Source organism: Tessaracoccus sp. (assembly GCF_016714275.1).
Lineage (GTDB): Bacteria > Actinomycetota > Actinomycetes > Propionibacteriales > Propionibacteriaceae > Arachnia.
Map to the genome: position 1 here is coordinate 53,322 of NZ_JADJNP010000008.1, position 25,335 is coordinate 78,656.

At 69.1% G+C, this 25,335-nt stretch carries 38 protein-coding genes, 1 tRNA gene and 1 pseudogene; 22 read left to right on the forward strand and 18 right to left on the reverse strand.

Going from position 1 to position 25,335, the window contains the following annotated elements; translation table 11 throughout:
• Positions 1-260 precede the first annotated feature (260 nt).
• The 16 genes from IPJ61_RS19515 to IPJ61_RS19585 all read left to right on the forward strand — a co-directional run bounded on the left by IPJ61_RS19515 (position 261) and on the right by IPJ61_RS19585 (position 9,709).
• On the forward strand, positions 261-2,915 hold the full coding sequence (locus IPJ61_RS19515; RefSeq protein WP_297111869.1) for a hypothetical protein: 2,655 nt from the start codon (positions 261-263) through the stop codon (positions 2,913-2,915).
• A gap of 53 nt (positions 2,916-2,968) precedes the next feature.
• Positions 2,969-3,340: a nicotinate-nicotinamide nucleotide adenylyltransferase gene (locus IPJ61_RS19520; protein ID WP_297111871.1), complete on the forward strand. Its 372-nt coding sequence runs from the start codon at positions 2,969-2,971 to the stop codon at positions 3,338-3,340.
• Complete coding sequence (locus IPJ61_RS19525) at positions 3,300-3,668, forward strand: hypothetical protein (RefSeq protein WP_297111873.1); 369 nt, start codon at positions 3,300-3,302, stop codon at positions 3,666-3,668. The genes IPJ61_RS19520 and IPJ61_RS19525 overlap by 41 nt, the downstream gene beginning before the upstream one ends.
• Positions 3,669-3,672: 4 nt before the next feature.
• Positions 3,673-3,987 carry a hypothetical protein gene (locus tag IPJ61_RS19530; protein ID WP_297111874.1) on the forward strand — a complete coding sequence of 105 codons (315 nt, stop codon included), beginning with the start codon at positions 3,673-3,675 and terminating at the stop codon, positions 3,985-3,987.
• A gap of 35 nt (positions 3,988-4,022) precedes the next feature.
• On the forward strand, positions 4,023-4,310 hold the full coding sequence (locus tag IPJ61_RS19535; protein WP_297111877.1) for a hypothetical protein: 288 nt from the start codon (positions 4,023-4,025) through the stop codon (positions 4,308-4,310).
• A complete protein-coding gene (locus IPJ61_RS19540) occupies positions 4,310-4,669 on the forward strand; it encodes a hypothetical protein (protein ID WP_297111879.1) in 360 nt (119 codons plus the stop codon). The genes IPJ61_RS19535 and IPJ61_RS19540 overlap by 1 nt, the downstream gene beginning before the upstream one ends.
• A gap of 56 nt (positions 4,670-4,725) precedes the next feature.
• Positions 4,726-5,094, forward strand: a complete 369-nt coding sequence (locus tag IPJ61_RS19545; protein ID WP_297111881.1) for a hypothetical protein — start codon at positions 4,726-4,728, stop codon at positions 5,092-5,094.
• Entirely contained in the window at positions 5,091-5,618 is a 528-nt protein-coding gene (locus tag IPJ61_RS22445) for a Lar family restriction alleviation protein (RefSeq protein ID WP_366505956.1), read from the forward strand. The genes IPJ61_RS19545 and IPJ61_RS22445 overlap by 4 nt, the downstream gene beginning before the upstream one ends.
• The gene (locus IPJ61_RS19550) at positions 5,615-6,406 is read left to right on the forward strand and encodes a hypothetical protein (RefSeq protein ID WP_297111883.1); all 792 of its coding nucleotides are present in this window, start codon (positions 5,615-5,617) and stop codon (positions 6,404-6,406) included. Before IPJ61_RS22445 ends, IPJ61_RS19550 begins: the two co-directional genes overlap by 4 nt.
• 16 nt (positions 6,407-6,422) lie before the next feature.
• Positions 6,423-7,346, forward strand: a complete 924-nt coding sequence (locus IPJ61_RS19555) for a tyrosine-type recombinase/integrase (RefSeq protein ID WP_297111884.1) — start codon at positions 6,423-6,425, stop codon at positions 7,344-7,346.
• Positions 7,347-7,425: 79 nt separating this feature from the next.
• Positions 7,426-7,740 carry a hypothetical protein gene (locus IPJ61_RS19560; RefSeq protein ID WP_297111886.1) on the forward strand — a complete coding sequence of 105 codons (315 nt, stop codon included), beginning with the start codon at positions 7,426-7,428 and terminating at the stop codon, positions 7,738-7,740.
• Positions 7,737-7,976 carry a hypothetical protein gene (locus IPJ61_RS19565; RefSeq protein ID WP_297111888.1) on the forward strand — a complete coding sequence of 80 codons (240 nt, stop codon included), beginning with the start codon at positions 7,737-7,739 and terminating at the stop codon, positions 7,974-7,976. The genes IPJ61_RS19560 and IPJ61_RS19565 overlap by 4 nt, the downstream gene beginning before the upstream one ends.
• A 52-nt stretch (positions 7,977-8,028) precedes the next feature.
• Positions 8,029-8,577 (forward strand): hypothetical protein, encoded by a 549-nt coding sequence (locus IPJ61_RS19570; RefSeq protein WP_297111890.1) that lies wholly within the window; start codon positions 8,029-8,031, stop codon positions 8,575-8,577.
• Positions 8,574-8,939 (forward strand): hypothetical protein, encoded by a 366-nt coding sequence (locus IPJ61_RS19575; protein WP_297111892.1) that lies wholly within the window; start codon positions 8,574-8,576, stop codon positions 8,937-8,939. The genes IPJ61_RS19570 and IPJ61_RS19575 overlap by 4 nt, the downstream gene beginning before the upstream one ends.
• Before the next feature lie 148 nt (positions 8,940-9,087).
• Entirely contained in the window at positions 9,088-9,474 is a 387-nt protein-coding gene (locus IPJ61_RS19580; RefSeq protein ID WP_297111894.1) for a hypothetical protein, read from the forward strand.
• Positions 9,475-9,484: 10 nt separating this feature from the next.
• Positions 9,485-9,709, forward strand: a complete 225-nt coding sequence (locus IPJ61_RS19585; RefSeq protein ID WP_297111895.1) for a hypothetical protein — start codon at positions 9,485-9,487, stop codon at positions 9,707-9,709.
• Here the strand turns inward: IPJ61_RS19585 and IPJ61_RS19590 are convergent, their stop codons facing one another.
• The 3 genes and pseudogenes from IPJ61_RS19590 to IPJ61_RS19595 all read right to left on the reverse strand — a co-directional run bounded on the left by IPJ61_RS19590 (position 9,710) and on the right by IPJ61_RS19595 (position 13,245).
• On the reverse strand, positions 9,710-11,338 hold the full coding sequence (locus tag IPJ61_RS19590; RefSeq protein ID WP_297111897.1) for a TSCPD domain-containing protein: 1,629 nt from the start codon (positions 11,336-11,338) through the stop codon (positions 9,710-9,712).
• 424 nt (positions 11,339-11,762) lie between these two features.
• Positions 11,763-11,876, reverse strand: a pseudogene (locus IPJ61_RS22450) (HNH endonuclease family protein); the annotation flags it as partial.
• A gap of 10 nt (positions 11,877-11,886) precedes the next feature.
• Complete coding sequence (locus IPJ61_RS19595) at positions 11,887-13,245, reverse strand: hypothetical protein (RefSeq protein ID WP_297111899.1); 1,359 nt, start codon at positions 13,243-13,245, stop codon at positions 11,887-11,889.
• Positions 13,246-13,370: 125 nt separating this feature from the next.
• Here IPJ61_RS19595 and IPJ61_RS19600 point away from each other — a divergent pair, with 125 nt between their 5' ends.
• From IPJ61_RS19600 to IPJ61_RS19615, 4 genes are all read left to right on the forward strand, one after another.
• Positions 13,371-14,117, forward strand: a complete 747-nt coding sequence (locus IPJ61_RS19600) for a hypothetical protein (RefSeq protein WP_297111901.1) — start codon at positions 13,371-13,373, stop codon at positions 14,115-14,117.
• A 33-nt stretch (positions 14,118-14,150) separates the two neighbouring features.
• On the forward strand, positions 14,151-14,420 hold the full coding sequence (locus IPJ61_RS19605; protein ID WP_297111903.1) for a hypothetical protein: 270 nt from the start codon (positions 14,151-14,153) through the stop codon (positions 14,418-14,420).
• Between the two features lie 33 nt (positions 14,421-14,453).
• Positions 14,454-14,696: a hypothetical protein gene (locus tag IPJ61_RS19610; RefSeq protein ID WP_297111905.1), complete on the forward strand. Its 243-nt coding sequence runs from the start codon at positions 14,454-14,456 to the stop codon at positions 14,694-14,696.
• Positions 14,697-15,156: 460 nt separating this feature from the next.
• Positions 15,157-18,492, forward strand: coding sequence for an Ig-like domain-containing protein (locus tag IPJ61_RS19615; RefSeq protein WP_297111907.1), 3,336 nt, complete (start codon positions 15,157-15,159; stop codon positions 18,490-18,492).
• Between the two features lie 145 nt (positions 18,493-18,637).
• Here IPJ61_RS19615 and IPJ61_RS19620 read toward each other — a convergent pair whose 3' ends face one another.
• The 8 genes from IPJ61_RS19620 to IPJ61_RS19655 form a co-directional block, all read right to left on the reverse strand.
• A complete protein-coding gene (locus IPJ61_RS19620) occupies positions 18,638-19,024 on the reverse strand; it encodes a hypothetical protein (RefSeq protein ID WP_297111909.1) in 387 nt (128 codons plus the stop codon).
• A 9-nt stretch (positions 19,025-19,033) separates the two neighbouring features.
• Positions 19,034-19,543, reverse strand: coding sequence for a hypothetical protein (locus tag IPJ61_RS19625; RefSeq protein WP_297111911.1), 510 nt, complete (start codon positions 19,541-19,543; stop codon positions 19,034-19,036).
• Positions 19,540-19,752 carry a hypothetical protein gene (locus IPJ61_RS19630; protein WP_297111913.1) on the reverse strand — a complete coding sequence of 71 codons (213 nt, stop codon included), beginning with the start codon at positions 19,750-19,752 and terminating at the stop codon, positions 19,540-19,542. The genes IPJ61_RS19625 and IPJ61_RS19630 overlap by 4 nt, the downstream gene beginning before the upstream one ends.
• 214 nt (positions 19,753-19,966) lie before the next feature.
• Positions 19,967-20,356 (reverse strand): hypothetical protein, encoded by a 390-nt coding sequence (locus IPJ61_RS19635; RefSeq protein WP_297111915.1) that lies wholly within the window; start codon positions 20,354-20,356, stop codon positions 19,967-19,969.
• On the reverse strand, positions 20,353-20,865 hold the full coding sequence (locus IPJ61_RS19640) for an HAD domain-containing protein (RefSeq protein ID WP_297111917.1): 513 nt from the start codon (positions 20,863-20,865) through the stop codon (positions 20,353-20,355). The genes IPJ61_RS19635 and IPJ61_RS19640 overlap by 4 nt, the downstream gene beginning before the upstream one ends.
• 29 nt (positions 20,866-20,894) lie before the next feature.
• A complete protein-coding gene (locus IPJ61_RS19645) occupies positions 20,895-21,152 on the reverse strand; it encodes a hypothetical protein (RefSeq protein ID WP_297111919.1) in 258 nt (85 codons plus the stop codon).
• Positions 21,149-21,421 (reverse strand): hypothetical protein, encoded by a 273-nt coding sequence (locus IPJ61_RS19650; protein ID WP_297111921.1) that lies wholly within the window; start codon positions 21,419-21,421, stop codon positions 21,149-21,151. The genes IPJ61_RS19645 and IPJ61_RS19650 overlap by 4 nt, the downstream gene beginning before the upstream one ends.
• A gap of 140 nt (positions 21,422-21,561) precedes the next feature.
• Positions 21,562-21,942: a hypothetical protein gene (locus IPJ61_RS19655; RefSeq protein WP_297111923.1), complete on the reverse strand. Its 381-nt coding sequence runs from the start codon at positions 21,940-21,942 to the stop codon at positions 21,562-21,564.
• A gap of 108 nt (positions 21,943-22,050) precedes the next feature.
• On the opposite strand from IPJ61_RS19655, the gene IPJ61_RS19660 reads away from it, so the two are divergent.
• A tRNA-Met gene (locus IPJ61_RS19660) sits at positions 22,051-22,124 on the forward strand.
• A 28-nt stretch (positions 22,125-22,152) separates the two neighbouring features.
• Positions 22,153-22,419, forward strand: a complete 267-nt coding sequence (locus IPJ61_RS19665) for a hypothetical protein (RefSeq protein WP_297111925.1) — start codon at positions 22,153-22,155, stop codon at positions 22,417-22,419.
• Here IPJ61_RS19665 and IPJ61_RS19670 read toward each other — a convergent pair.
• From IPJ61_RS19670 to IPJ61_RS19700, 7 genes are all read right to left on the reverse strand, one after another.
• Positions 22,416-22,727 carry a hypothetical protein gene (locus IPJ61_RS19670; protein ID WP_297111927.1) on the reverse strand — a complete coding sequence of 104 codons (312 nt, stop codon included), beginning with the start codon at positions 22,725-22,727 and terminating at the stop codon, positions 22,416-22,418. The two genes, IPJ61_RS19665 and IPJ61_RS19670, sit on opposite strands and share 4 nt — an antisense overlap.
• A gap of 18 nt (positions 22,728-22,745) precedes the next feature.
• The gene (locus IPJ61_RS19675; RefSeq protein ID WP_297111929.1) at positions 22,746-23,012 is read right to left on the reverse strand and encodes a hypothetical protein; all 267 of its coding nucleotides are present in this window, start codon (positions 23,010-23,012) and stop codon (positions 22,746-22,748) included.
• Between the two features lie 73 nt (positions 23,013-23,085).
• On the reverse strand, positions 23,086-23,334 hold the full coding sequence (locus tag IPJ61_RS19680; RefSeq protein WP_297111931.1) for a hypothetical protein: 249 nt from the start codon (positions 23,332-23,334) through the stop codon (positions 23,086-23,088).
• A gap of 1 nt (position 23,335) precedes the next feature.
• Positions 23,336-23,677, reverse strand: coding sequence for a hypothetical protein (locus IPJ61_RS19685; protein ID WP_297111933.1), 342 nt, complete (start codon positions 23,675-23,677; stop codon positions 23,336-23,338).
• A gap of 49 nt (positions 23,678-23,726) precedes the next feature.
• Positions 23,727-24,119 (reverse strand): hypothetical protein, encoded by a 393-nt coding sequence (locus tag IPJ61_RS19690; protein ID WP_297111935.1) that lies wholly within the window; start codon positions 24,117-24,119, stop codon positions 23,727-23,729.
• Positions 24,116-24,241, reverse strand: coding sequence for a hypothetical protein (locus IPJ61_RS19695; protein WP_297111937.1), 126 nt, complete (start codon positions 24,239-24,241; stop codon positions 24,116-24,118). Before IPJ61_RS19695 ends, IPJ61_RS19690 begins: the two co-directional genes overlap by 4 nt.
• A gap of 630 nt (positions 24,242-24,871) precedes the next feature.
• Positions 24,872-25,033, reverse strand: coding sequence for a hypothetical protein (locus IPJ61_RS19700; protein WP_297111939.1), 162 nt, complete (start codon positions 25,031-25,033; stop codon positions 24,872-24,874).
• Positions 25,034-25,335 lie beyond the last annotated feature (302 nt).

A 25,335-nucleotide genomic window follows, 5' to 3' on the forward strand; every position in this document is an offset into this window, starting at 1 on the left:
ACTGGACATCGGTCGTCGCGTATGCGAAAAGGAACCTAGACCATGACAAAACCTGAGCCCGTCTGTCGCTGCGGCTGGGACGGCGTGGGAGACCATCCCTGCCACTACGGCGGGGGGCCCCCGGCAGGCAGGCGGGGGACGTGTTTGGGGGGGGGCCGCCGGCGGCCCCCGGGGGGGGGGGGGGGAGCGGGGCCCCCGGGACCGTCGCGTGTGATGACCATTGGGCGCAGACGCAGGGTGACCGCCAGTGACAGAGCTCGGTGATCGGGCAGTGGTACTGGGTCCGTGCCAAGCACGGCAAGCGGGCGGCGTGGGGCAGCGCCGATGACCCGGACGTGATCCCAGACGCCGCGGCAGCCGCTGCGCCGGCGCCGTCAGACGCCGTCGTCGACGACGCCGCGGGCGCCGACGCTGACGACGACGCAGGCACGGTTGTCGAGGCTGAGGTCGCGACGGCGATCCAGCGCGCCGTCGACACCGTGGATACATCAGACGAGGCGTCAGCACCGCCGCCGACGCGATGGCTCGGGTGTGTCGTCCACGTCGGGTCGAACTACGCGCGGCTGTGCGGGTACGGCGACAACACGCACGACGGGTACCGCGTCCACTTCGACGTCTTCGAGCGGGTATGCGTGCTCGAGCCGGATCCGGAACCCTACCTGGCCACGCAAGAAGACCGACACCGCCGCAAGGTCCAGGCATTGATGGGCGAGATCCAACGCGTCGCGGCCGCGCTGGGTGCAGGGACGTTTGCGCCGCTGGCGCCCGGCGCAGAGACGACCGCGCTGGCAGTGGCGCACGGCGTCGCCGACGTCAAGGCGCACCAGGCGGCGCTCGTGCAGGCCAAGGAACAGACGCTCCCGGCGCTGTTCGCGCAGATGAAGCGCGAGCACGAGGCGTGGGTCGAGTGGATGCGCTTCAGGATTCTGCCGTCCCAGGCCCAGGCGGCCCAGGCGACCGAGGTCTACGCGGCGTTGAACGATCGGATCTTCACGGTCGAGCTGTATGCCGGGCTGATCGAGACGGTGACCTGCATCCAGGAGGGCCCGCCCGCTGCGCCTGACGCGAAGGTCCACATCCACCAGCGGCGGCACTACATGGACGAGGAGTGCCTGGCAAACTATACCCGCGGCGGGATGCACGCGGAGGGTCTCGCCGACTTCGAGGCGTGGCTTTGCAAGCCTGAGAACCTCGATCGCATCCTGCCGCATCCGCGGTCGATCGTCGCGTTCAGGATCCGGCGGCGCGAGCACCGTGATCGTGCGGAGGCTGATTGGCAGACGCTCCTGGCGTTGGCGCTCAACGGGGACCCCGACAAGTACACGTACCTATACCTTCGCAACGGCGCCCAGGTCTACCAGCTCGCGACGCGGATCGATTTCGACGCCGAGCTGTTCCCGGACACGACGCACGACACGTTGGTCAACAACGCAACGTTGTACGTCAACGCAGACGGCAAGACCATCGATCAACGGGCGTACGATAGTCGTGTCGCGGACTACGAGGCGCGCGTGCGGGCGTACCCAGAAGCGTACGCAGCGTGGGCAGCCGCGAATGCGCGGTACGAGCAGTACGAAGCGTGGCGGGAGCAGCACGATGCCGACGATGCTGACGATGCCGACGATGCCGACGACGCCGACGACGCCGACGCCGATGCCGACGCCGATGCCGACGACACGACGGGCGGCACGGGCGCGCCGGCGCCTGAGCGTGTGTCGTGGCCCGGCTCGCCGCCATGCGAACCGTCGCCGCCGCGGTACGAGCTGTGCGACCGCACCAGCCTGTACTACGACGACGCGATGGACGGCGTAGTAAAGGCGACGCGTGCGCACAACAAGATCGCGGTCGTCGTCCAGGGCTTGCTCGATCGTTCGCCGGTGTTCCATCCGCACCCGCCGTGGCGAATCTGGACACCCGAAGGTGCGGCGCAGGGCATCGTGTTGGTCCACGACGCGACGCGCGCGCTGGTCAGCGGGCCTGCGCCGGACTTCGAGGCGTACCGTGCGGCCAAGAACGCCACGATCCGTGTTGGCACGCGGGTCACCGGACAACACGACGCATGGCTCCGTGCCGAGGCCCGGAAGGAAAACGCCCGTCGCGCGAACGCGGTGCGTCAGCGACACCGTGATCGGACGGATCTCGTGCGCTACCAACCACCCGGCAACCCCGGCCCCGGTGTCGTCGCCACCGTCACCCGCGTGCTGCGCAACGGCAACTGCGTCTTCACGTGGACGTCGACGGTCAACCGTCGGCGGCGTGTTGGATTCCGGCGACAGTCTGTGACCGTGCCCGTGACGCGCAACCACCGGTTCGTCTGTCCTCAGGCTGAGCTGCTCAACGTCGACGCGTACGCCACCGGTGACTACAAGCAGTTCTACGCGGACCCACGGACACGCATGGACTACGTCGTGTGGGCGCCGCTGTTGCTCATCGCCGAGGACGCGAGCGTCGGGATCGGCACGCCGGAGCGTCGTCAGTTGGCACGTCAGGCGCTAGCGCGGCGGTTGGTTAAGGCATACACCGAGCGGCGCGCCGCCGGAACCAGAACACCGAAGTCAAAGGCCAGCGCGTTCGGTCGGATGGAGGAGCCGCCGTTGTGGACCGCGCTTGCTAACGCGCAAGCCTACGACGGGGACGGCTGGTCCCATAGCGGGTCAGGTACGGAGATGGTGATCGCGCACCGTGCCGACGTCTCTGTCGTTGGTTATATCTGGCATGACGACGCGACCCCGCTGACGGCGCGCGTGACGACGACCGATGCCCGCGTCGCGTGGGCCTGGGTCAAGCAGCCCGACCGTGGCGGTGTCTCCACGTTCACTGATCTGCAAGCAGCCGCGGACTACGTCATCGAACTGGTCCGTACGCAGCAAGTCGCGTGCACGGATGACGTACCCGTCACGCCGAGCGACGACTGATCAGCGGCCGACTTGGTTTGACATCCACCGTCGCATATGCGAAAGTAGGTCCCGTGACGAGAACCATCGCCATCTACGGTGGCAGCTTCGACCCACCCCACGTCGGCCACCTGCTCGTCGCGGCGCACGTCCTCGCGACGCAGCCCATCGACGTGCTCTGGTTCGTCCCGACGCACACGCACATGCTCGGCAAGCCGTTGACGGCGTTCGCGCACCGGTTCGAGATGACGCGGCGGCTTACGGCGCCGTTGCAGCGGCGTACCCGCGTTCGTCAAGCGTTGGCCGGAGGACCGCAAGACGCGCAACATCCGGCGCGCCTGCGTGCTGTTTCAGCGCGACGGCGTGATCTCGACGACCGAACCGGCCGTGGACTGACGGAACAAGATGACCACATCAACCGAGTACCGAATCACGATCGACCGTGAGCTGTGGCGGACCGAGCGCGGCGACGACGTCATCCAGCACCTCGACGAGGTGATCAGCGTATTCACGGCCGCCGTGGATGACTACGCGGCCGTCGACCTGGCGCTCTGGATGCGCTACACGCGCGTCCGTCCGTCGCCGGCCGTGTGGGCACTGACGGTCGGTGTCCGGCGCCCGGCTGCCGTGTTCGTGCAGCCCTGCGTCGTCGTGGTCGTGCCTGGTTCACGGTTCGACGACGGCACGTTGCTCCACATCGAAACGATCAAGGGCGACGAGAACGACGCCCAACTGCGGCAGCTGGTGACGCAGCTCCGCGCGAAAGCCCGGTGAACCTATGGCCACCCGCAAGACACCCAAGAAGCGTGCTCCGGCATGGACCAAGAAAGTCGACCTACAGGCGTTCTCGAGCACCGGCTCCGGGATGCGCCAGGAGGTGATGATCCACGTCTACTGGTCGGCACGCGGCGACGAGCGCGACGCCCGTGAAGGCGGCCGAGGCCACCTCATGCAGCGCGACAAGGTGACGGCTGACCTGGGGCTCGACGCGGCGCCCGTCCCCGGCTTCACCGAAGCCGAGATGCAGATGATCACGTCCGCCGCGAAGATCGCCGCGATCAAGTGCCTGCGCGCGCGTGCACGGCGGAAGTGAGCGCGCGCCCCGTGCGGATCCACCACTGCCTTAGCGTGACGCAATACGAATGGCACGCGCACGCCCGCGTCGAGATCGTCCGCGACGCGATCATCATCGACGCCGACGCGCCGTCGCGCCCGGCGTGCTGCAAGGCCATCAACGCTGCGCTCATCGACGTCTGTGCGCGGTGGCGTTCGCCGACGGCCATCCGGACGACCTTCCGGTGTGGCAGCGCCGACGCGTACTACGTCATCGTGTTCGCCGGGGACGCGACCCCAACGGTCGCGCTGTATACCGAGTCTGCGGCCGCGTACGTCGCGAGCACGGAGGGGCCCGTCTGATGCCGAAGCACTGCCATACGTGGAAATTCGCGGAGTACCGCGCGGCGTGGGGCACGACCGGTGTTTCGGGCCGCGGCCAGACGCTGCCGCACTACCGTGAGTGTAGGGCCTGCGGGCACTCGGAACGCCGGAAATTCGTCGACGGCAAGTCCAAATGGGTGACGACGTTCTGCGCGAACACGCCGGATGCCGTCTACGCCTGGCTATGCGAGCACCAACGCAACGGCTACCGAGTCCATCTGACACATCCGTGCCGGCCGTCGATCGAGCTGCCGGCCCTGGATGATCTGCCCGCGACGCCAAAAAATCGTCGCGCGGGCTTGCGCCAGGCCCGGACAGGGGATACCTGTCAGGGGTAGGTTTTAATATATTTTAAGCCTACCCCCATGGGTCCGGGCTCCACGACCAGGAAATCATGACGACCAAGCCTGCAGACACGCGCGCCGTCCACGGCACGTACATCCGAGACGACCGACGTTGGCGTTTCGTCCGAGAGATCTCGGTCGATGAGGCCGCGCAGCTGCTCGGAATCCCCGAGGCGGAACGCCAACGTACGCGGTGTCCCAAACACCGCGCGTGGTCCTGGTCGCATCGCGACTGTACGCGCTGCAACGGCACCGGCTACCTGCCTGAGCACCTGTGGCTGGACAAGGGCTTTATCGTCATCGGCCACGCCATCGACCCCGGCAAGGGCAAGTTCACGTACACGTTCCCGGCCGGCGTACAGGCCGTCGCGCTGCACGATGGTCGGTACGTGCTCTACGTGTTCGGGGCTGTGCCGTGAGTGAGATCCACGACACCCGCCTGGACCCGTGCCCATTTTGCGGCCACGCGCCGTGGCTTGTTCACCGCTTCAGCACTACGCGGTTGTATTTGGTGCGGTGTCCGTCGTGCAGCGCTACGCTGAGGGAGCACACGACACCCAAGGCTGTGATCGAAGCGTGGAACACCCGCGCCTGGTCGCCGCCGGCGCCGCCGCCGGCGCCGCCAGCGCTGCCGTGGTCGCGTAGCGCACGCTGCTGCTACCACATGTTTGATGCGTTGGGCTCGCGGCCTTCCCATGACATCATGATCCCACACGGGCCTACTGCCGGTGTGTTGTCCGTGATCGGGCGTGAGTGGTTAACGACGTCGGCGATTGCCGCTGGTGTGGGGCTTAGCGTGTTCGATGCGTACGATGCCTTGAATGGGCTCGTCTACGCCGGTGGCATCGTCCGTCGATTTTGGTGCGATCACGCTGCCCTCGACGGCCACTACGGCTGCGTTACCTGCTCCGCGAACCCGCTGAGGCACGAATGGCGCCGGTGAACGACGACGACTGGGTTGAGACCTACGTTGCCGCCCGGAGACCGCCGCCGCAGTACAAGCTGCCTGACGGCACGGTCACGGAAGACCGCGATCAGTGGGCCGCCGCGTGGGTCCGCCTCGGCAAGGCCGTTGAGCCGTTCTTCCCGGGCTACGAGGCCATCGGCTTCGACCCGCTCCTCGAGTTCGTCACGCATACGCCGCGGCCGTTCGCGGCGTCGTTCAAGTTGACACCCGACCAAGCCCAACTGCTGTTGGCGCACGCCTCCAACCTCCCACCCATCGAGCACGCCATGCCCAAGTACACCATCGCCGAGATCGTCGACAAGTTCCAGCGCGACCTGACGGCGGCCGTCATCGACCACGTCACCGAACTGCTCGCACCGCTGGGGCCGCGAGCGGAGGCGCCCGCACCGGCGACGGCGTTGCCGCCGGCATTGCCGTCGGCATCGTCGACCGGCGACGCGGCCAAGGCGGCGCGGATGGCCGCCAAGCCGGCACCCAAGCGACAGCTTGGCGAGAAGCGCGACCGCAAGGTCATCGCAGCGGTCGCCGAGGTACTCGCGACCTACATCACCAAGCACCCCGGCCAGCGCGTCGAACAGATCAACGCCGGGCTCAACCTGACGACGCCCGAGGTCGTGCTGCCGTTGCGGCAGTTGATCAAGGCCGGGCGCGTGCGGACGACGGGCAAGCTGCGCGCGACGCGCTACTTCCCGACGACGCGGTACGCGCCGGCGGCGAAGGCCGCACCCGCGAAGCCCGCGATGAAGGGCAAGTCCAAGGCGTGATCGTGTAAGGTACATCGTGATCGATCTTCTCAAGCTCGTCCAGGATGCCCGGTCGCTCCGCGACCGCACCAAGCGCGCCTACGCCACCGGCGTCCGGCAGTGGCTCGAGTTCGCCGGCCACGACCCTGCCGGCTGGACGCCTGTCCAGGCCCAGGCGTTCTACGACCACATGCTCAAGCGGCTGTCGCCGGCGACGCTCAACAACGTCACCGTCGTCGGGCTCCAGTTCGCGTTCGACCGCGCGAACACGCTCTACGGCATCCCGAACCCGATCGGCGCGATCGACCCCGCCAAGCCGCCCGTGGACCGCGACGATGTCCGCCGCGCGTTGACGGCGCCGCAGGTCAAGGCGCTGCTCGCGGCGTGCGCCGGGACGCGGCTGATCGACCACCGCGACCATGCCCTGGTGACGCTCGGCCTCTACACAGGCATGCGCGCGATGAGCCTGGCCGCAGTCGAGACCTGGGAGCCCGGCGACGACGACACGTACTGGCTCTGCCGGGTGCCGCTCAAGGGCGGCGCGTTGTACAGCGTTCCCGTGGACGCGCGCGTCCGTCAGGCGCTCGCGCCGTACGCCGACGCCGTCTCGCCGGGTCGGCTGTTCCAGCAGATCCGCCCCCGCGTCACACCCGACGGCGATACGACGGTCCCGGTTGGCGGGCTGAGCGAGGACGGCGTCTACCGGGCGCTGCGGACCCGCGGTACCGCCGCCGGGTTGACCTTCCACCCCCACCTGTTGCGGCACACGTTCGTGACGTGGTGCCGCAGCGGTGGCGTCGACGAGCTGCTCATCGCGGCCGTGACGGGGCACAAGCCCCAGGCCGCCGTCCGGATGCTCGACACGTACACCGACAAACGCCAGCTGGCGCGCGACGCCGCGCGCCTGTGCTACGCCGCGGTCGCGGCACGGCTGGCGGAGCCACCTGATCGAAAGGACTGAACGATGCCGCCGACTATCCGCACTACCGTCGACACCTTGGGCAACGTCACCGCGATCGAGACCTATCAGGGGGCGGGCTGTGACGATTACCGTCGCGCCGGTCAGGTCGTGGGCCGTCCCCGTCATCCAGCGCGGCGACGTCGCCGACCTGATCCACAGCCTGGTCGATCAGCTCAAACTGTGCCGGGACTGCTACGAGCCGCGGGATCAACCCGACCACACGTGCGTGCGTACGTGGTTGTGGCGGGCGTGGGCTGAGGATCGGTCGCGGGTCTGTGACTGCGGTGTCGTCTACGCGACGACCGAGGCCGCGGCACGTACGAGTGCGTGGGTGGCACTCGGCGGCCCGTGGCGGTCGCAGGTCGTCGAGATGCAGGTCGAGGCGTGGCAGTGAACGCCGCGTGGACCGCGCGCAATATCCAGTGCGCCGGCATCCGCTACGACGATACCACCCCGGAACTGTACGTGACGACCGTCGGATCGCTCGCGGTCGTCCACACGCGCGAGTACCGCATCGCCGCGGTCGCGGTCGTGACCGCGGCCGGGGCGCCACGGGTCGTCAGCCGTGTCGACGACCCCGACCCAAAGCGCAAGTCGTACTCGAAACGGCGCAAGGCAACCTCCGCTTGACCTTGGACGCGACACCCGCTATCGTGAATTCTCAAACGCGAGGGGGGCTACGATGGATCAGGATCAGGCACCGTCGATCTCTGAACTCCGGCAATTCGCATTGGAGGTCGAGCGCGAGCACATGCTCAACCGGCCGTTGGCGCCAGGCCTGCTGGCACTCGCGCGCGGCTACCTCCGCGACGTCCCCGCGCCGCCGGCGCCGGTGGTCGCTGACGGCGCCGTCGTCGCCCGCGCGGCCGCGACCGACGTCACCCAGCAGGTGACGCCTGCCGTCGCGGTGCAGCTCGTCGTTCGGCCGATCGCGAACGATCGCCCGACGTCAGCCGCAGGCGAGGTCGACGTCCCGCAGGCGCACCTCGTGCCGACGGGCGTTCCGGCATTGCCGGTCCGCCACGTCGCGCCGCACACGGCGCTCCGGCCGTTCGTCGCGCACGTCGCCGACGACCAGACCGAGGACCCGGTCCCGGATGAGATCGACGACGGGTCGATGACCACGCCAGTGCCGGTCGACGTCTCGCCCTACGGCGAGCGCATCAGCCACCGCCTCAAGCCGACGGTCTGCCTGCCGATCGTCGCGCCGCCGTCGGGGCCCGTCCGTTGACCCGCCGCGCGGTCATCATCGAAGGCATCCGGCGTGGGCGCCCCAAGTCCGCGCCGGCTACGTCGCCGCGGTACACCTACGCCGTCCTGCTGGATGCGGAATCGCGGAAGCTGCTGATCTCAGGGACCCTGGACTACATCTTGGACCGGGCTGAGCAGCTCGACCTGGAGATCGTGTTCATGAGCACGAAGCCCTTTGTGGCGCGGCCGACCGACGCCGCCACCGAAGCAGCCGCCCGGCGCCATGTCCCGGCTCGGCTGCTACTGCGTCGCACGCGAGTCCGACCGTGGGTGACCAGCTCTGGCTGTGGCCGACGGCTGGCGATGACTACGCCTGGCAGGGCCCCGTCGAAGATCCCGTAGCGCGGGAACGCCGGCTCCGCCGGCGCGCCGCCGACGAGGTCACTGCCGAAGATCGGATCGACTACGAGCTGTGGAAGGTCGGGCTTGACCCCTGCCCACGTCCTGCAGCTGCTGATGCCACGCCACCACACACCGAAAGGTCGTCGCAATGCCCGATGATACTCAGACGCCGATGCTCGATCGGCTGCGCGCCGTCAACGCTCAGAGCCAGGCCATCGGCGAGTTTCTAGAGTGGCTCCACGAGCGCGACATCGTCCTAGCCGAGCACGTGCGCGACGCGGTCTATGTGTGCGCAACGTGCGGCCAGGTCCCGTACGCGCAGGTCTACCGGCCTGGCCTCGACGACGACGAGGAACGTCGACACATGCGTACGCACTGTGCCGGGAACGGTGGTGACAGCGCCGTCGACTACACGCCCGCAGGTCTCTACCTCGCCAGGCCGTCGACGGACACGCTCCTCGCGGAATTCTTCGACATCGACCTGACCGCTGTCGAGCGCGAGCGCCGTGCGCTCCTCGCCAACCTCCCACGGTAGCCCCCACGCCATGCCCAACCCGAAGAACCGGCGTACGCAGTCACCCGTCCAGACGACGATCATGCGGTGCCTGTGTCGACCATCCCCGCCGCCGACCGTCACGCTGCTGATCTGGTCGGTCGCGCGTCGTCACCCACGCGCGGACGTCCGCCACGCGATCGACGTCCTCGCCGCGCGCGGCAAGATCCAGGTCCGTGGTGAGCGCATCGCACGGATCGGCGCCAGCCTACTCTGACTACGAGCACCCGCTCGTGCTGCCGCAGTTGGGGCACTTGTGGCACGCGCCGTTGCGCACCATCAGCGTGCCGCACTCGTGGCAGGGCGGCGCATCCGTCGCCGCGACCCAGGGCGTCGCAGGCTGCGCCGGCAGCGCCGCCGCGACGGTCGGCGCCGCCGCCGGCGTCGATCCCATCGCCGGTCGCCGCGCCGCGAACCGCTCGAGCCACCGGAAGACGTAGTCCATGATCGACGTGGCCAGCGGGATGTCCGAGTTGCCGGTGAAGCCGCTCGGCTCGAACCGCGTGCCCTTGAACTTGTCGACCAGCAGCGCCAACGGCGCACCGTGCTGCAGCGCGATCGACACGGCCGTCGCGAACGAGTCGACCAGGCCGGCGATCGTCGAGCCCTCCTTCGCCATCCGCACGAAGATCTCGCCCGGCGTCCCGTCGGCGTACAGGCCGACCGTGATGTAGCCCTCGTGGCCGCCGATCGCGAACTTGTGGGTCATGCTGTGACGGTCGCGCGTGAGCTTGTGGCGTCGGGGCGGTGGCGGACCGTCGGTGGTCACTGCCACCGTGACCGGGGTCGCCGTCGCTGCGTTCGACGCCGTCGCCGTCGCCGACGTCGATAGCGGCTGCGTCCGCTTGCAGCCGTCACGGTAGACCGCGATGGCCTTCAGGCCCAGCTGCCACGCCTGGAGGTAGGCATCCTCGATGTCTGTGACGGTGCAGTCGGTGGGCAGGTTGACCGTCTTCGAGATCACACCCGACAGGAACGGCTGCACTGCGGCCATCATGCGCAGGTGGCCCAGGTAGTGGATCGACCGCGTGCCGTTGTTGCTGCGGAACGCGCAGTCGAACACCGACAGGTGCTCGGCCTTGAACCCGGGCGCACCCTCGATGGTGTCACGATTGGTGATGTACGCGACGATGGCGTCGATCGCCGGCGCGCCGTAGCCGAGCTTGGTCAGCGCCTCGGGGACGGTCTGGTTGACGATCTTCAGCGTCCCGCCGCCGACGAGCCGCTTGTACTTGACGAGCGCCAGGTCTGGCTCGACGCCGGTGGTGTCGCAGTCCATCAGGAACGCGATCGTACCGGTCGGCGCGAGGACGGTGACCTGGCTGTTGCGGAAGCCAGTGTTGATCCCGCGCGCCACCGCGTCCGCCCACGCAGTCTGCGCGACCGCGGCCACGCCCCGCGCATCGCTCGTCGCATCGGTGAGGAGCTGGCGGTTGGCGTCGGCGTGCTTCTCGACGACATCGAGCATCGCGCCGGCGTTCGGCACGTGGCCCTTGAACGGCCCGAGCGCGCTCGCGATCTGGGCGCTCTGTGCGTACGCGGCCGCGCACATCAACGACGTGACCGCGGCGGCGTAGTCACGGCCCGCAGCCGAGTCGTAGGCGAGCCCGCGCGACATCAAGAGCGCGCCGAGGTTGGCGTAGCCGAGCCCGAGCGGCCGGAAGTCGTGGCTGTTGCGCGTGATCTTGGGCGTCGGGTACGACGCGTTGCCGACCAGGATCTCCATCGCGGTGATCGTCACCGCGCACGCCTCGCGGAAGCTGGCCGTGTCGAAGCCGCCGCGATCGTCCTGGAACTTGCGCAGGTTGAGCGATGCCAGGTTGCACGCCGTGTCGTCGAGGAACATGTCTGGAGTTCGACACGACGACGCTATGGTCGATCCCCTCACAGCCGATCCCAAACCGGTGCGTGCCGGCGACCGTGATGTCGAACACCGGGATGGGCGTGTCGAGCGTCAGAAACTCGACCTGAGCGACCGCGTCATTCACGTCTGTACGGTGGTCGTCGATGAACTTCTCGAAGTCGGCCCATGCCATGCCCTGGATGCGGCCCCCGTCCGTCGGCGACCCTGCCATCGGAACGGCGCCAACCAGCGCGTTGGCCTTGACGTAGGCATTCCAGCGCGCCGGCGTAACCGCCGCTGAAGCCTTGTGCGTCTGCTTCGGTTGCGCAGCGACGGCCTCCCAAACCTCGACGAGTGCCGCCGGCGGAGGCCTCCCGCCCCGCGCCGACGCGTGCGCGACGGAGCCGGTCGCAGTCGGATCCCCGTTCTTGTGGTGGATGTGGTGCCCGTCGGGGATCTCTCCGAACGCTTCTTGCCACAGCCAGCGATTGAACCACTGCTGACCACGCGGGCTGGCCGGCGTCGCGCGATGGTAGATCACGCGCCGGTTGCTACGGTTGGTGTTCCGCCCGACCGCGAGCTTGAGGAGCCGGTCCCCTGGCGTAAGCGCGCGCGCCTCGACAGCAGTTCCATCCCGGAGGTACCACCGATGCTCGGCGTACAGAGGAACGCGAGCCCCCGAACCGTCGAGACGCGGACGCGCGAGCCTCGCCAGCCTTCCACGCGGCTTGGATGGGCTTGGCGACCGGCAGCCGCGTCTCCGTATCGTAGGAGAGTGCGAGCGGCAACGATTCACCCCGCTGCGCCTTTGCCGCAAGCTCGGCGATCCGGATCCGACCCTCGGACGTGTCGACGAGCGTGTCGCCGACGAAACAGCACGGGTTCGAGGCGTTGATCCGTCCCGCCGCGGGGCACGTGTGCCACGCGTTGATCGTCGTGTCGAACTGGATGCCCGGGTCGCCGCACACCCACGCCGCCTCGGCCATCTTGTGCAGGATGTCCTTGGCCTTGAAGGTCTGGACGACGCGCCCATCGACGACCGCGCGGGTGCTCCATGGGGCGTCGGCAAGGACGGCCCGCATGAAGTCGTCCGAGACGCGGACCGAGTGGTTGGCGTTCTGGAAGCCGACCGAGTCGTAGGCGCCGCCGGCGACGTTGAAGCTGCCGTCGTAGCCGGCGTCGATCAGCGCCCACGCCTTCTTCTCCTCGGTGGCCTTGCACTCGATGAAGTCGACGACGTCCGGGTGGTCGACGTTGAGGATGACCATCTTGGCGGCGCGGCGCGTCGAGCCACCGCTCTTGATCGCGCCGGCGAACGCGTCGAAGCCGCGCATGAACGAGAGCGGACCGGAGGCCGTACCGCCGTTGCGGAGTTCCTCACCGTCGCTGCGCAGGTTGGAGAGGTTCGTACCGGTGCCGCTGCCGTGCTTGAACAGCATGCCCTCGGTCTTGGCCAGCGTCAGGATGCTGTCCATCGAGTCGTCGACGGAGTTGATGTAGCAGGCCGACGCCTGCGGCTCGGGCTGGATGCCGACGTTGAACCAGACGGGCGAGTTGAACGCCATCTTCTGGTGGAGCATCAGGTGGATCAGCTCATCGCGGAACGTCGCCTCGTCCGCGGCCGCGGCGAAGTAGCCGCCCTGGCGGCCCCACCCGGTGATGGTGTCGGCGACGCGGCTGAGCATCTGCTTGACCGACCGTTCGCGCGTCGTCGAACCGAGCGCGCCCCGAAAGTACTTCTGCGCCACGACGGCGACAGCCGTCTGCGACCACGTCGCAGGAAACTCGACCTGGCGCTGCTCGAAGTAGACCTTGCCGTCGGCGCCCGTGATGACCGCGTCGCGGAGCACCCAGGTGACTTCGTCGAACGGGTCGACGCCAGATCGCGTGAACCGGCGTGTGAAACGCAAACCCTTGTCGTTCAGGTGGGTTGCGTGGGTGGAAACGGGGGAAGGCTCTGGCGTAGCCGCCGCATGGGCTTGCATGGAGCGGACAGTGTACGCGGGCGCCCTGACAGCGTGATAGGGTATCGCGTATGCAGGCGCATGAACTCGGAACGGCAGCCTCGACCTACGCGTGCAGCGCGGGCGTGTGCGTTGGCCGGACCTCGGCAACCCAGCGGACGTTCCTCGACTTGCAGACCCAGGTGAACCGGCTCGGGGCGCCCTTTGGTCTGACACGCCTGGCGGCGGATGGCAAGCTCGGGCCGACCACGCTGCGGACGCTCCTCCAGCTCATCGACCGGCTGCAGGGACAGCTCGGCAACGAGCGCCTCGACCCCGCGCTGGCGAACCTGTTGATCACGCTGGATGGTCGGCCGACGCCCGTCGACGAGGTGGCCGCGAACGCCGAGGCCATCGTCGGCGCGCTTCAGCGCGACGGCGCGATCGGCGGCTCGTGGGGCATCCTGACGACGATCCGCGACATGGCCGGCCAGATCGTCTCGAGCGGTGCCGCCGCGGCGACGTCGGCCGCGTCGGCGGTCGCGCCCGCGACGTCGTCGCCGTCTGCGCCGCGCGCGCCGGTCGGCAGCGGCGGCCTGATCGACCCGTACCCGCTGCCGATGCCGCCGATGACGCCGACGGCGCCCGCCGCACCCGCGACCGTCCCGACGCAGATCGTTGTCAGCCCACCGGCGTATACGCCGACCGCGCCGGCGTTCGCGCCGACGGGCTTCCCCTGGCGGACGGTCGGGATCATCGCGGGCTCGGTCGTCGGTGGCGGCGTGATCGTCGGTGTGATCGCCGCGTTGATCGGCCGGCGCCGCCGCGCCGCGATGTAGCCGGGCATGTCAGGGGTGCGTGGTAGACCACGCATGGTCAAGCCCAAGAAGCCGCACATCGTCGGACGCACCGACATCGGCATCGCGGTCTACGGCGGCACGACCTACCCGCTCGGTGCGCACCTGATCTCGCCGGCATCGCTGTTGCCACCCCCGAAACCGCAGGCAGCGCACACATGGCGGCGACCCATCGTCGGGTGGAGCGCGATCCGTGAGGCGTGCTGGGCCCTCGACGCCCCGCCCAAGCGGCCGCGCAAGAAGAAGCTGCCGCAGGACGGGTGTCCGCGCCGCGGTTGTGGCTAGCGCGTCTGATGCAGGCCGTGATAGGCTCGGGTCATGGCATTCAGCATCCTTGTCAAGGCGCCCGGCGACATCCCTCGGCTGGTGAAGCACACCCCGAAGAAACTGGCGAGCGCGCTCGCCTACGCGAAGCGGACGTGCAAGTCGGGCGACTTCGTGGAGGCCACCGTCGTCGGCTCTGGCGGCTACGAGAAGACGATTCGGTGCAAGCTCAACGCGCGCGCAAGCCGTGCGCACGCTGAGATGGCCGCCCTCGCAGTCAAGCACTACCGCGGCTGATGGCGGCTGTGGACAGGCTCGGGCGGTCGATGTAGGCTCAACCGCCGAAGAAGCGCATCCACGGCACCCACTACCCCCTTCAAGCGCGAAGGACGCACGCGCGGGCCCAGTGCCCGGAAGCACCGGCCGCGCATCAAGCCGGCCGGCACCTGGAAGTGCGAGCGGCCGACCGCGGGCGCGACCAAGGGCAAGTTCTACGTCCAGCTGTGCAAGAACACCGAGACCGGTGTCGTCCGCAAGATCCGCCGCAACAAGGCCAAGAAGGCCAAGTACAACCCCAACGCCGGTAGCCGCAAGTGGCGTACGTCGCGCGGAACCCGTTGTCGACGGACAGGCGGAACCCGGCGAACGCCTCGCGGTTCTTGTTGCTAGCAGCACCTCATGCGGCTGACGTAGCACGCCTGCGCCGGCCGCCACAAGCCTGGCGGAAAGCTCCGCTGTCGCGGTAAGGTAGCTCACCGTGGCTACCCGACTTGTCAGCGAGATCGCCGTCATCGACCTGGCCGCCGGCGCGTCCATCACCCGGGCGCACGGCCTCAACGTCCGCGGGTACCCGCGCCTGCCCGACAAGATCTTTCCGGGTCACGCGGACTTGGAGATCAGCGACGTCACGACGACGACGCTGACGATCACGAACGCCGGCACCGCAGCTGTCGACGCGGCGGTCCGCGTCGAGTACGACCACTCGACGATGCGCGCCTTCGGAGGCGCCACCACGCCGGCGCCGTTTGTCGTCCGTGGGGGCGGTGGCGGTGGCGGCGGCGCCTCGCAGTTCGTCGCCGCGCCGGTCACGACGCCGGGCGACGAGGACACGACGATCACCGGCAACGTCCTGGCCAACACGACGTCGCCGACCGGGACGCTGAGCGTCCAGCAGTTCATCGTCCCAGGCTCCGCGGGCGAGCCTTCCGTGACCTACGGCGTCGGCGCGACCGCGGCCGTCGCCGGCAAGGGCACGCTGATCATCCAGGCCAACGGCGCGTTCACGTTCACGCCGCTGCCCAACTTCTCCGGGTCTGTCGGACCCATCGCGGTGTGGGTCACGAACGAGTCCGAGCTGCGGACGGTCGCGCTGACGATCACCGTCGCGGCCGTCAACGACGCGCCGACCGCCGGCACGGCGACGCGGCTCTCGGTCACGGGCGAGGCCATCACGCTCAACCTGCTGACCTACTGCCGCGACATCGAGGGCGACGCGCTGACCATCACCGCGGTCAACGGCGCGCCGCCCGTCGTCGGGGCGCCGGTCGCCGTGACCGACGGGACGGTGGTCTACCAGGGCGCCGGCGTCGTCGAGGTGACGCCGTCGATCGTCCGCGGCGAGATCACGTTCCCGTTCACCGTCGCCGACGCCGCCGGGTTGACCGCGACCGCGACGGCGTTGATTCGCGTCGGCGTGGACAACATCCCGCTGTTCTCGCCGATCGCGCCGCTCGTCGCCGGCAACCTCGCGGACGACGAGCTGCGGGGCGTCGCGCCGACGTTCCTCCAGGAACGCTCGAGCCGTTGGCCGAACATCGGCCCCGACGGCGGTCCGGTCGACCCGGCGTTCTACACCAGCGCCCGCGGGTTCTACGTCCTGACGTCTCGCGAGCCGTGGCTCTACGACCGCGCGACGACGGCCTGGCTGCTCTGGATGCGCACCGGCGACCTCGACGCCCGCGCGGCCGCGATCGCCTGGGCCGAGCTGTACATGCAGAACGCCGTCGTCGCCGGCGGGCGCGGTTCGTTCACCGTCGACGGCGCTACCGACGACGTCAAGTACATGTACCCGGCGATCGCCTGGTGGTACGAGTACGAGACCGGCAACCCGGTCTACCGCGACAAGGCCGCGGCGCTCTACGCCGGCATCCTCTACAACTGGCCCAAGACGTACATCGTCGGGCCGCGGTTGTTCACCGAGCGCGGCCACGCGATCGCGATGCTCGGCTGCCTCGCGCAGCACGCGATCACCGGCGATCAACAGCCGTTGACCGACGCGACCGAGTACGCCGAGGGCATCTTCGCGATCTCAAGCTCGGGCGCGCCGCTCCACGGCCACGACCAGCACGAGGGCGACTCGACGACGACGCCGATCACGAGCCCGTGGATGGGTGCGTTCCTCGCCGAGTCGATGGTCCAGCTCTACCGGTTCACCGAGGACGCACGGGTCCTGACCTGGCTGAGCAACTACGGCGACTGGCTGATCGCCCACGCGACCTACGTCGTTGAGACGCCTGACGAGCCCGAGTTCGCCGGGATGGTCGGGCTCCGGCTGTTCGCCTACCTCGCCGGCGCCGCAGGCCCGACTGATTTCGGCCAGGCCGACGACATGCGCCACGCGCGCGACCTCCAGGAGCTGTACCGCAAGGTCGTCTGGGCCAAGGGGCTTCTGAGCCTCGACACGACCGCCGCCGAGGCGATGGCCGTCGAGCAGGGCCTGGTCGCCGACGTCGACCGTGCGTACTGGCGCCGGACGACTCCCGGGCTGCCCGAGGAGCGCGCCAACCCGTCGCGCGAGCCGGCCTGGAAGTTCCGCAACGGCTACTCGGACGGCGTCTACTTCGTCGGCGTCGTCCCGCTCGCGCCGATCCTGCTGACGGCCGCGACCCTGAGCGGTGCCGCCTACGAAGGCTCGACGGTGACGTTGACGCCGGCGACCTGGAACGGCCGGCCGACGCCGACCGAGGCTACCGCGTGGCTCCGGGACGGCGTCGTCATCGCCGGCGAGACGGGCCTGACGTACGTCCTCCAGAACGCCGACGTCGGGCACGTCATCACGGCCCGGTCGACTGCGACCAACACCGGCGGGACGGCGTCGAGCACGACCGATGGGATCACCGTCCTCGCGGCCGGCACGCCGCAGTTCACGGTGCAGCCGGTCGGCGTGACGCGCGAGGTCGGCCAGACCGCCGCCTTCACCGTCACGGTCATCGGCACGCCGACACCGACGCTGCAGTGGCAGCGGCGCGCCACGAGCGGCGACGCCTGGGCTGACGTCGCCGAGGGCACCGGTGGCACGACCGATACGTACACGACCGAGGTGTTGGCCGCGCTCGGCAACGGCAACCAGATCAGCTGCGTCGCGACCAACGTGTTGGGTAGCGTCCGGTCCAACGTCGTGTCGATCGCGATGATCGTCCAGCAGCCCGCCGCGGTCTTCACGTCGACGCAGGGCGCCCAGCTGGCGACGACCTCGCCGCAGCTCGGCGACGTCGGCCTGGCGGGCTTTACGATGACCGCGAAGGTCAAGTTCGCGTCGCTCACCAACGAGGCCGGCATCCTAATCGCGGACGCGATCGCCGGCCGCCTCGCCGGTATGTCGTCGCGGGCGCCTGCGGCTGAGGTGATCATGGCCGTCGCAGACCACATCGGACTCGTGACCTTCGCCGACCCGCCGCCCCCGAACACGTGGCTGGACATCGCCGTCCGGATGCCGGCCATAGCCGGCGGCAACATCGTCGGCAGCTGGCAGCCGGCCGAGACCGCCGACACCGTCCGGACCGCGATCAACGTGAGCGACGTCGAGAACTCGCTCGCGGCGCAGGACGTCCGCGTCGGCGCCGGCGCCAACCCGTCAGGCGGTCAGGCGATCGAGGTGCAGTACGTCGGCATCTACAACCGCGTCTTCAGCGACGGCGAGGTCGCGGCACAGCGGACTGCGCCCGACTACGCGACCGCCTACAGCCTCTGGGTGTTCTACGACGCCGGCGGCGGCACGCTCGCGGTCCGCGATGCCTCGGGCAATGGGCACGTGCCCACGCTCAACGGCGGCACGGTCACGGCGAACGGGCCGGTTGCGCCGACGCTGCCCTAGTAGCCGTGCCCGCCGCAGCGCGTGCCGCTGACGCGCGGGTCGCCGCTACAGAGCGTCTCGACGAGCAACTGGCCGTGTTGACGTACGCGCGGTGAGATCTTCATGCAACCTACCATGACCACGCCGGCGGTAGCTGCACGGGCTGTTACCGCCGCGGGTACACCCAGTCGTACGCGACGAGTCGACCGTCGGCAGTCCAACCGACCTGCTGACAGTCGATGCCGGTTGTCCAGCCGGGCAACCGCGCGAACTCGCGCGCCGTCCGTGGGAACCGGACGACCCGCTCCATGCGGAGGAGCTGGACGCCGTAGCACGCGAACAACGTGCAGCGTGCCAAGCGGACATCGTCCGGTGCCTCGGCCGCCTCACCCTCGTTGCAATACTCACCGACGGCGTCTCGCGGCACCTTGACGACGTAGGCATCACCGTCCGCGAAGACGCGGCGGTAGAGCCCGGCGCCGATCTCGGCCCCGTACTTGCGCTGCGCCCACCGCAGCGCGCGGTCGTACGCGTCGAGTACGCTTCGCGTCACGGGGTACTCTCACGGGTCGCTGATCGCCTCGAAGTTGTCGGCGAAATACTGCGCCGCCACGAGCCACTGATCGGCGTGGTTCTTGGGGTTGCGGGCGATCATGTCGCCCACCTTTGGCGACCCCGCCGCACGATCCGGTGCGGATACGCTGATGGCGGTCATGCCGTCGTCGGGGTGCCACGGTCGCAGCTCGGCGGTCTGGCTCCGGCGGTATGGCTTGAAGGCCTTGCCATCTGACGCCGCACCGGGGCCACCAAGCGTCGGGACGACCGTCAGTTTCACAGGTCGATCGAAATCGTCAGGACACAACGTCACGAGGTCGCCGGCGGCATAGCCGTCCGGACCATCAAACTTCACGGTGACGACTTCGAGCGTCACAGTGAGCTTGCCTGCGGCGAACCCGGCCGCGCGGATAACGCCGACGCCCAGCCCGCGCCACGGCTGGAAGCGCCCACCGTCCCATGCCCGTTCATAAATCTCGACGTGCTTGCCGAGCAAGTCGGTGACGAAGTCGCTCATTGGCCCCACACCGCCAGCAACTCACCACCGGGCGTCAGGACGACGTCGACGGGTTCCCCCACGACCGGCCACCGGTGCGTCGGCGCGTGGTACGAGGTCGAGTGGAACTGGAAGCCGCGGTCGGCGCACTCGACGCGGCCCCAGCCGTACAGCGGGTCGAACGAGGTCACCTTCCAAGCACGGGTCTCGTCACCAGGATCATGGCTCATCGGCGTGTCCATTTGCGGGTTGGTTGCCACGGATGCTTGCGTGGCGGCTTACGTTTGGGGCTTGGTACCGCGTGCGTGCCCTCGCAGATGTCAGGCGCGACACAACGCGGATACTCGCAGCGCGAGGGAAACCCGACAGCGCCGAGGAGCCGCATCATGCCGATGCTATCAAGCAGGGCCACGCCGCGGTTATAGCAGCGGGGGCTGACATCGGCTACGGCGGTCCGATCCGTTCGGCGGTCCACCGGCGTGCCGCACGCTGTGCTGCTGGCGATGACGGTCGCCGCCATCCACACGCGACCTCGATCGTCTGCGCGTCGCCGGTCCGGTCCGCGGCGGCCGCGTGCAAGACCATCGCGCGGGCAACCCGGTTGATGGCGACGCGATTGACGCCACCGTCGCACCACTGCCGCAGCGCGCCCGGGTCGACGGCAGGCACGGCGACTAGCCGAGTTACTCGGCAATGCTCGAGGCTGCACCACAGCCCGGCGCCGGAGCCCGGCCGGACGCCGTAGACCTCATCACCGTCGGCCTCGGTACAGGTCCGGACGAACCCGTCGCAGTCGAGGTAGGCGTCGCCGGGGTGGATCGGTCGCGTCGTCATTGGGCGCCGAACCGTGCGATGATCGGATCGACGTCGGTGTCGAGCAAGCCGACCATGGGGTCGAGCTTATAGAGCCGGTCGCCGTGCCCGGTCACCGCTTCGTCGTCAAGGATGACGTACTCCGCCGGCTGGACGTCCAAGGCCCCAAGCCACACGGCGATCTCGCCACCACGCGTTCGCGACCCGGCTGTGCCGTGCGGCCACCGCGTGCTGTCCGGCGTCGCACCCAGTACGACGTCTGAGAAGCCGTGGTACGCCAAGAGCCAGTTGAGCTGCGGCACGGTGAAGTCGAGGCGCCACGACGAGCTGACGACGACGCGCGCGTCAAGTCGGCGGGCGATCGTCTCGAGCACCTGGACCGCGGCCGGGTCGAGGGACCGCAGCGCGTACCGCTCGTTGTTGTCGAGCGTCGCGATGTCGATCGCCGGGTCACGCGGGCCGCGGTTCGTACGCCACGCCTCGCTGTTGAGGACGCCGTCGAAGTCGAGGAAGATCAGCCGGAGGCTCACGAGCTACGTTCTACCACCGCGGGCTGACATCAGGGGTCTACCCACCGCCGGCCCACGTCCTTCTTCGAGTAGCCAGGCTCGCCGCGGACCGCGGCGCCGATCATGTAGCGGACGCTGCCGCTGCTGTTCTCGGCGTTGAACGTCGCTGCGAGTTCGGACGCGTCGATTTCGGGGACGGCGCTTGCGACGACCTGCGCGGCGAACAACGCGGTGGTGTGCCCTGCGGCGAGGATGCGCTGACCTTCGTCATCGCGCTCCACCACGAAGTAGCGGAACGTCACCGTCACGACCCGACCACCCGGCACGGCTGCCCAGGCACCACCGCGACCGTCCGGCCATCGATCTTGCCGTCCGCGAGCACGAACCGGACGCCAGTGACGTTGCCCTGGCGAGCCTTGACGATGGCCTGGGTGCTACGACCCTTGGCCGGCGTCCCGTCGAGCGTCGGCCGGCTCGTCTGGATCGTGTCGTAGAGGACGACGTCCGGCGGCGTCGGCCACATGATGACGGCGCCTGGGGTGGCCTTCTCGGCGGTGGTGTTGTACTCCGGCTCCATGCACCCCATCGTACTACAGGCCGGGGTCAAGGTGCACGGGGTAGGGCGGTCCGCGTTCCAGACCTCGAGTCCCGCGGCGTCGCGGAGCCGGTAGAGTGCCCAGGCGATGCCACAGCACCAGACCGCAGCTACGAGGCGCATCACGGCGGTGACGCCTGCGTCATCTGGCGTAGCGCTTCGCGTGTGACCTCACCGAACGTCGAAAGCGCGGCCTCGACGGTCGGAGCGAAGTAGATGTCGGCCGTCACCGTACGCGTCGCAGCAGAACCCGCTCCCGGTCGTCCTGCCACGTCGTCCACGCCGCGAACCGGCCATCCTCGAGCCTGACGACCACCGCGATGTCGCCCACGTCCTCCACGCCCGTCGCGGGTGAACGCGACGACGCGATCGACGTCATCGCGGCCAAAGTCAGACGCGTCGCAACCGCCGACGCTGATCAGGCTGCCGCACCACTCGGCGCAGTGCCACGGCGCGTCTGGAATCTTGTCGATGTCGATCAGCTGCTCGGTTTGCTTCGCCATACTCGACGCTGGTAGCGCCGACAACCGATTTTCAAGTAGACCGACGGGGTGATGTACCACGGCCTGCGCCCGTTGACACACGCGCCGTCCCCGGCTACAACCATCCACAGCGGGGTAGAGCAGCCCGGTAGCTCGACGGCCTCATAAGCCGTAGGTCAGTGGTTCAAATCCACTCTCCGCTACGAATGGTTACGCAGCCTGCGCGCGTCGATGAATCCCCGGACACCAGCGCACCGTCGAGAGTGGTGGCGCTACCTGGCCTGTGAACTCGAGCCCGACGGCAGCGTCGGGATGTCGCTCGACGGCGGCGATCGCCTGCGCGTGACCCCGCTGATCATCACGCGCGGCGCACGGCGTGACCGCGACGGCCGGCTGGCCGAGCTGCGCCGCGGCGCCGAGGGGCGCCTGGCCGTCTTCCTCAGCGCGGTGGCGCGGCGGGACGCGGCCGCGCTCGCCGAGCTGCGCGCGGCGGGCTAGCGGTCCCGGATCGAGACGGTCACCGCGACGTCGACCGTCGCGACGGCGTCGACGTAGATCCCGAGGAACGTCGGAGGATCTCGTTCGAGCTGCAGCTGCGCGAGCGCCGCCTTCCACGACGCGGCCTCACCGGTCCCGAAGACGTAGTAGTCGGCGACGGTCAGCGGCTCTGGACCGCCACCTTCGTCGCGCGACCGGCCCGTCTCGACCGAGATGGTCCTCCAGATCAGGATCGCGTAGTGCGGGGCCGTCGGCCGGTGCTTGGCGTCGGTGATCTTGCGTTCGTTGAACAGGGTGGTCTTGGTCATGGTGTTTTTTGTCCCCGGTCAGCACAAGAAGAACAGGTCGACACGGCGATCGCGCCAGCGCCACACCTCGACCCACTTACGGTCGGCGCTGCCCCGCGCGCGCCAGTGCGCCGTGACCTTCGCGCGTGACGCGAAGCGCGTCATCCCGATCGACTCGAGCGCCGCGTAGACGCCTGCATGGTTCCGTCGCGTGCTGTCGTGCGGGAAGATGATCAAGTCGAGGTCGTGGCCGGACGCGCGGTGGAGCACGCTGCCAGCGAGCGCGACGTGGTAGCCGACTGACACAAGCAGCGCCTCACAACGCCGCGCGAACATGGCGCCGCTACGGCGGCTCCAAGGCGCCCACGTGGTCGCGCGGCTAGCCAACGCCAGCCTCGGCACCCACGGCCGTCGCGCAAGCCGTGCACGGCGTCCGCGGGTCGTGGTAGTCGACGCCGTCGTGCGGGCAATCGTTGGTTGGCTGCGGCCACACTCCAACCCAAGCGGCGCCGCACGCGCGGCACACCTGCGGGAACACCGGCACCAGCGACGTTGCCGTGATCGCGGCGATCTCCGCTTGGGCGTACGCCCGTGCCGCGTCCGCGGCAGCCTCCATCGCCGCCTGCACGTCACCCGCCGTCCCGGTACGCCAGGACCGCTCGGCGCCGCCGAGTCCAGCCGTCCTCGTCGGAGACGCATCCGCTGATGTCCAGGCTGTCGAGCGTCCAGAACCGGTGTTGGCGACAACCGCGGTCGATCACATTCAGCTGCCAGCGCAGGTCGATCGTACGGAGGCGGGCCAGGCTCGCCGCATCCGCGGCCGCGCACGCGTCTGCCAGCATCGCCGCCTCACCTTCGATGATCCGCTCGTACCGTTGACCGGTGATCCACCACCGCCAGACGCCGTCGAGCTGGACGGCCGCGCGGTCGTGCAACCGACCCTGGGCGCTGTAGTACGCGGGCCAATTCATGTGCCAGCGCGCATACCGCGCCCGCGCACGGCCGCGCGTTCGATGACGCTCACTTGTTGTACCAGACGACGTGCGTGGCCCAGGCCGGTCGCGCGTACGCCTCGGTGATGTCGGACGGGTTGATGCTGACGCTGGAGTAGTGCGTGGCGGTGGCGAGGTCGCCGAAGCCGTCGTCGTCGATGAAGTCGCCTTCCTTGACGCTCTCCGCGAACTCCTCCCAGGTCATGTGCTCGCCGATGTTGGCGTCGAGTGGGCGCAGCACCGGCAGTACGTCGGGGTTCGCCGTTGCGGGCAGCGGCGGCATCACGCCGGTCGACAGGAACTCGAGCAACGCCTCGGCGGCGGCGAGCATGGCGTCCGTCGGCGGCGCCGCGCGCGTCGTCGCGACCGTCGAGGTGCGGCCGTTGGCGCGGGTGATCTTGAGCGAGATTTTCGGGGTCATGCCGGGGTGTCTTTCCGAGAGGGTGGTGTGGCGCAGCCAGCGGCGGCCTTCTCGGCGAGCGCCTCCAGCTGCGCGGTCTCGGCCGTCTCGACGCGGCCATCCTTGAACGTGACCGCGGTCAACGTCCGCTTGGCGGCTTGGTAGCCCGGACGAGCGCCGGGCCGGCCTTGGCGACCGGCGCTGTGAACGCATGATGACGTGGGTCGTGATGGGACCTTCGGGCAAAGTCGCCGTCGTCCACTGCGCTTGTGCGCGACAGCAAGAAACGCCGTCAGCAGGCCGCGTTCGTGCGCAGCTTTTCGGCTCGAGGATGACGAGCTGCGACGCCGCCGGAGTCATCCGCCGCGGCGCGACGAGCCGGGAGTCGCCGTGCCAGCTCGGGCTAACTACCAGGCACGCATCTAGAGCGGCCTCCGACGGCGCGCGCCGGTGCGGGCGCCGGCGTCGCGGGGTGCCGCCGGGAGGATGCCGATACTGCCAGAGCTTGGCTTCGATGCCTGCGGCGAACGTCGGCGAGGCCGAGTTCGCGGGCCTCGGCGAGCGCGCCGAGCCATCGTCAGATCGCCGGCACGACCGTGTTCGGGCCTGCGCCGACGACGCCCGTGCCGGCCGGCGCTCGGCTCAAGCGCCGCGATCGTTCCGGAGCGCGCGCACGCCGAAGCGGTCTCGGCAGCCTGCACCACCGTCGTCGGCGTGCCCGGCCCTGCAGCGACTCGACCGGGCCGCCGACGTCAGCGATCGTCTTGATGGCCTCACCGGTGGTGCAGGGCCGCGGCCACGCACATGTCGCGCGCGGCGATCGCGAGGTCGTAGACACGCCGGGCGACGTTGACGTCAAAGGCCTTGCCGTCGGCTTCGAGCGTCAGCCGGATCTCGGCGCGGAGGGCTTCTGCGAGCTGGGGGTCATTGATCAATCCTCGTCCTCATCCGGGTTGGTGCCGGATCGAAAAGTGCCATCCGCCGTCGTCGGTGCGGGCGACCACGCACACCCGCCCGAACAGCACCACGTCGGTTTCCCTCGCCCGGCGCGAGCGTCCGAAACACCGCCCGGATCCGAGCACGCCGACGATGATCCTGGCGAGGATGTACGACCCGCCGGACGTAGATGATGATGGCGGCCCAGGGTGCAGCGCCGCCTCTGTCGTGCGGATACACTCAGATCGCGCCAGCTACCCTCGGTCTCTATCTTTGCATTTGCAGGCGTGCAGGCGCGTCG

Excerpts from the sequence above, each read along its gene's own strand:
- IPJ61_RS19525 (WP_297111873.1), top strand. The coding sequence starts at position 3,300 with ATGACCACATCAACCGAGTACCGAATCACGATCGACCGTGAGCTGTGG.
- IPJ61_RS19685 (WP_297111933.1), bottom strand. The coding sequence starts at position 23,677 with ATGAATTGGCCCGCGTACTACAGCGCCCAGGGTCGGTTGCACGACCGC.
- IPJ61_RS19610 (WP_297111905.1), top strand. The coding sequence starts at position 14,454 with ATGGCATTCAGCATCCTTGTCAAGGCGCCCGGCGACATCCCTCGGCTG.
- IPJ61_RS19690 (WP_297111935.1), bottom strand. The coding sequence starts at position 24,119 with ATGACCCCGAAAATCTCGCTCAAGATCACCCGCGCCAACGGCCGCACC.
- IPJ61_RS19635 (WP_297111915.1), bottom strand. The coding sequence starts at position 20,356 with ATGACGACGCGACCGATCCACCCCGGCGACGCCTACCTCGACTGCGAC.
- IPJ61_RS19570 (WP_297111890.1), top strand. The coding sequence starts at position 8,029 with ATGGATCAGGATCAGGCACCGTCGATCTCTGAACTCCGGCAATTCGCA.
- IPJ61_RS19530 (WP_297111874.1), top strand. The coding sequence starts at position 3,673 with ATGGCCACCCGCAAGACACCCAAGAAGCGTGCTCCGGCATGGACCAAG.
- IPJ61_RS19625 (WP_297111911.1), bottom strand. The coding sequence starts at position 19,543 with ATGAGCGACTTCGTCACCGACTTGCTCGGCAAGCACGTCGAGATTTAT.
- IPJ61_RS19655 (WP_297111923.1), bottom strand. The coding sequence starts at position 21,942 with ATGGCGAAGCAAACCGAGCAGCTGATCGACATCGACAAGATTCCAGAC.
- IPJ61_RS19605 (WP_297111903.1), top strand. The coding sequence starts at position 14,151 with ATGGTCAAGCCCAAGAAGCCGCACATCGTCGGACGCACCGACATCGGC.
- IPJ61_RS19600 (WP_297111901.1), top strand. The coding sequence starts at position 13,371 with ATGCAGGCGCATGAACTCGGAACGGCAGCCTCGACCTACGCGTGCAGC.
- IPJ61_RS19590 (WP_297111897.1), bottom strand. The coding sequence starts at position 11,338 with ATGTTCCTCGACGACACGGCGTGCAACCTGGCATCGCTCAACCTGCGC.
- IPJ61_RS19580 (WP_297111894.1), top strand. The coding sequence starts at position 9,088 with ATGCCCGATGATACTCAGACGCCGATGCTCGATCGGCTGCGCGCCGTC.
- IPJ61_RS19650 (WP_297111921.1), bottom strand. The coding sequence starts at position 21,421 with ATGGAGCCGGAGTACAACACCACCGCCGAGAAGGCCACCCCAGGCGCC.
- IPJ61_RS19540 (WP_297111879.1), top strand. The coding sequence starts at position 4,310 with ATGCCGAAGCACTGCCATACGTGGAAATTCGCGGAGTACCGCGCGGCG.
- IPJ61_RS19545 (WP_297111881.1), top strand. The coding sequence starts at position 4,726 with ATGACGACCAAGCCTGCAGACACGCGCGCCGTCCACGGCACGTACATC.
- IPJ61_RS19630 (WP_297111913.1), bottom strand. The coding sequence starts at position 19,752 with ATGAGCCATGATCCTGGTGACGAGACCCGTGCTTGGAAGGTGACCTCG.
- IPJ61_RS19665 (WP_297111925.1), top strand. The coding sequence starts at position 22,153 with ATGAATCCCCGGACACCAGCGCACCGTCGAGAGTGGTGGCGCTACCTG.
- IPJ61_RS19670 (WP_297111927.1), bottom strand. The coding sequence starts at position 22,727 with ATGACCAAGACCACCCTGTTCAACGAACGCAAGATCACCGACGCCAAG.
- IPJ61_RS19585 (WP_297111895.1), top strand. The coding sequence starts at position 9,485 with ATGCCCAACCCGAAGAACCGGCGTACGCAGTCACCCGTCCAGACGACG.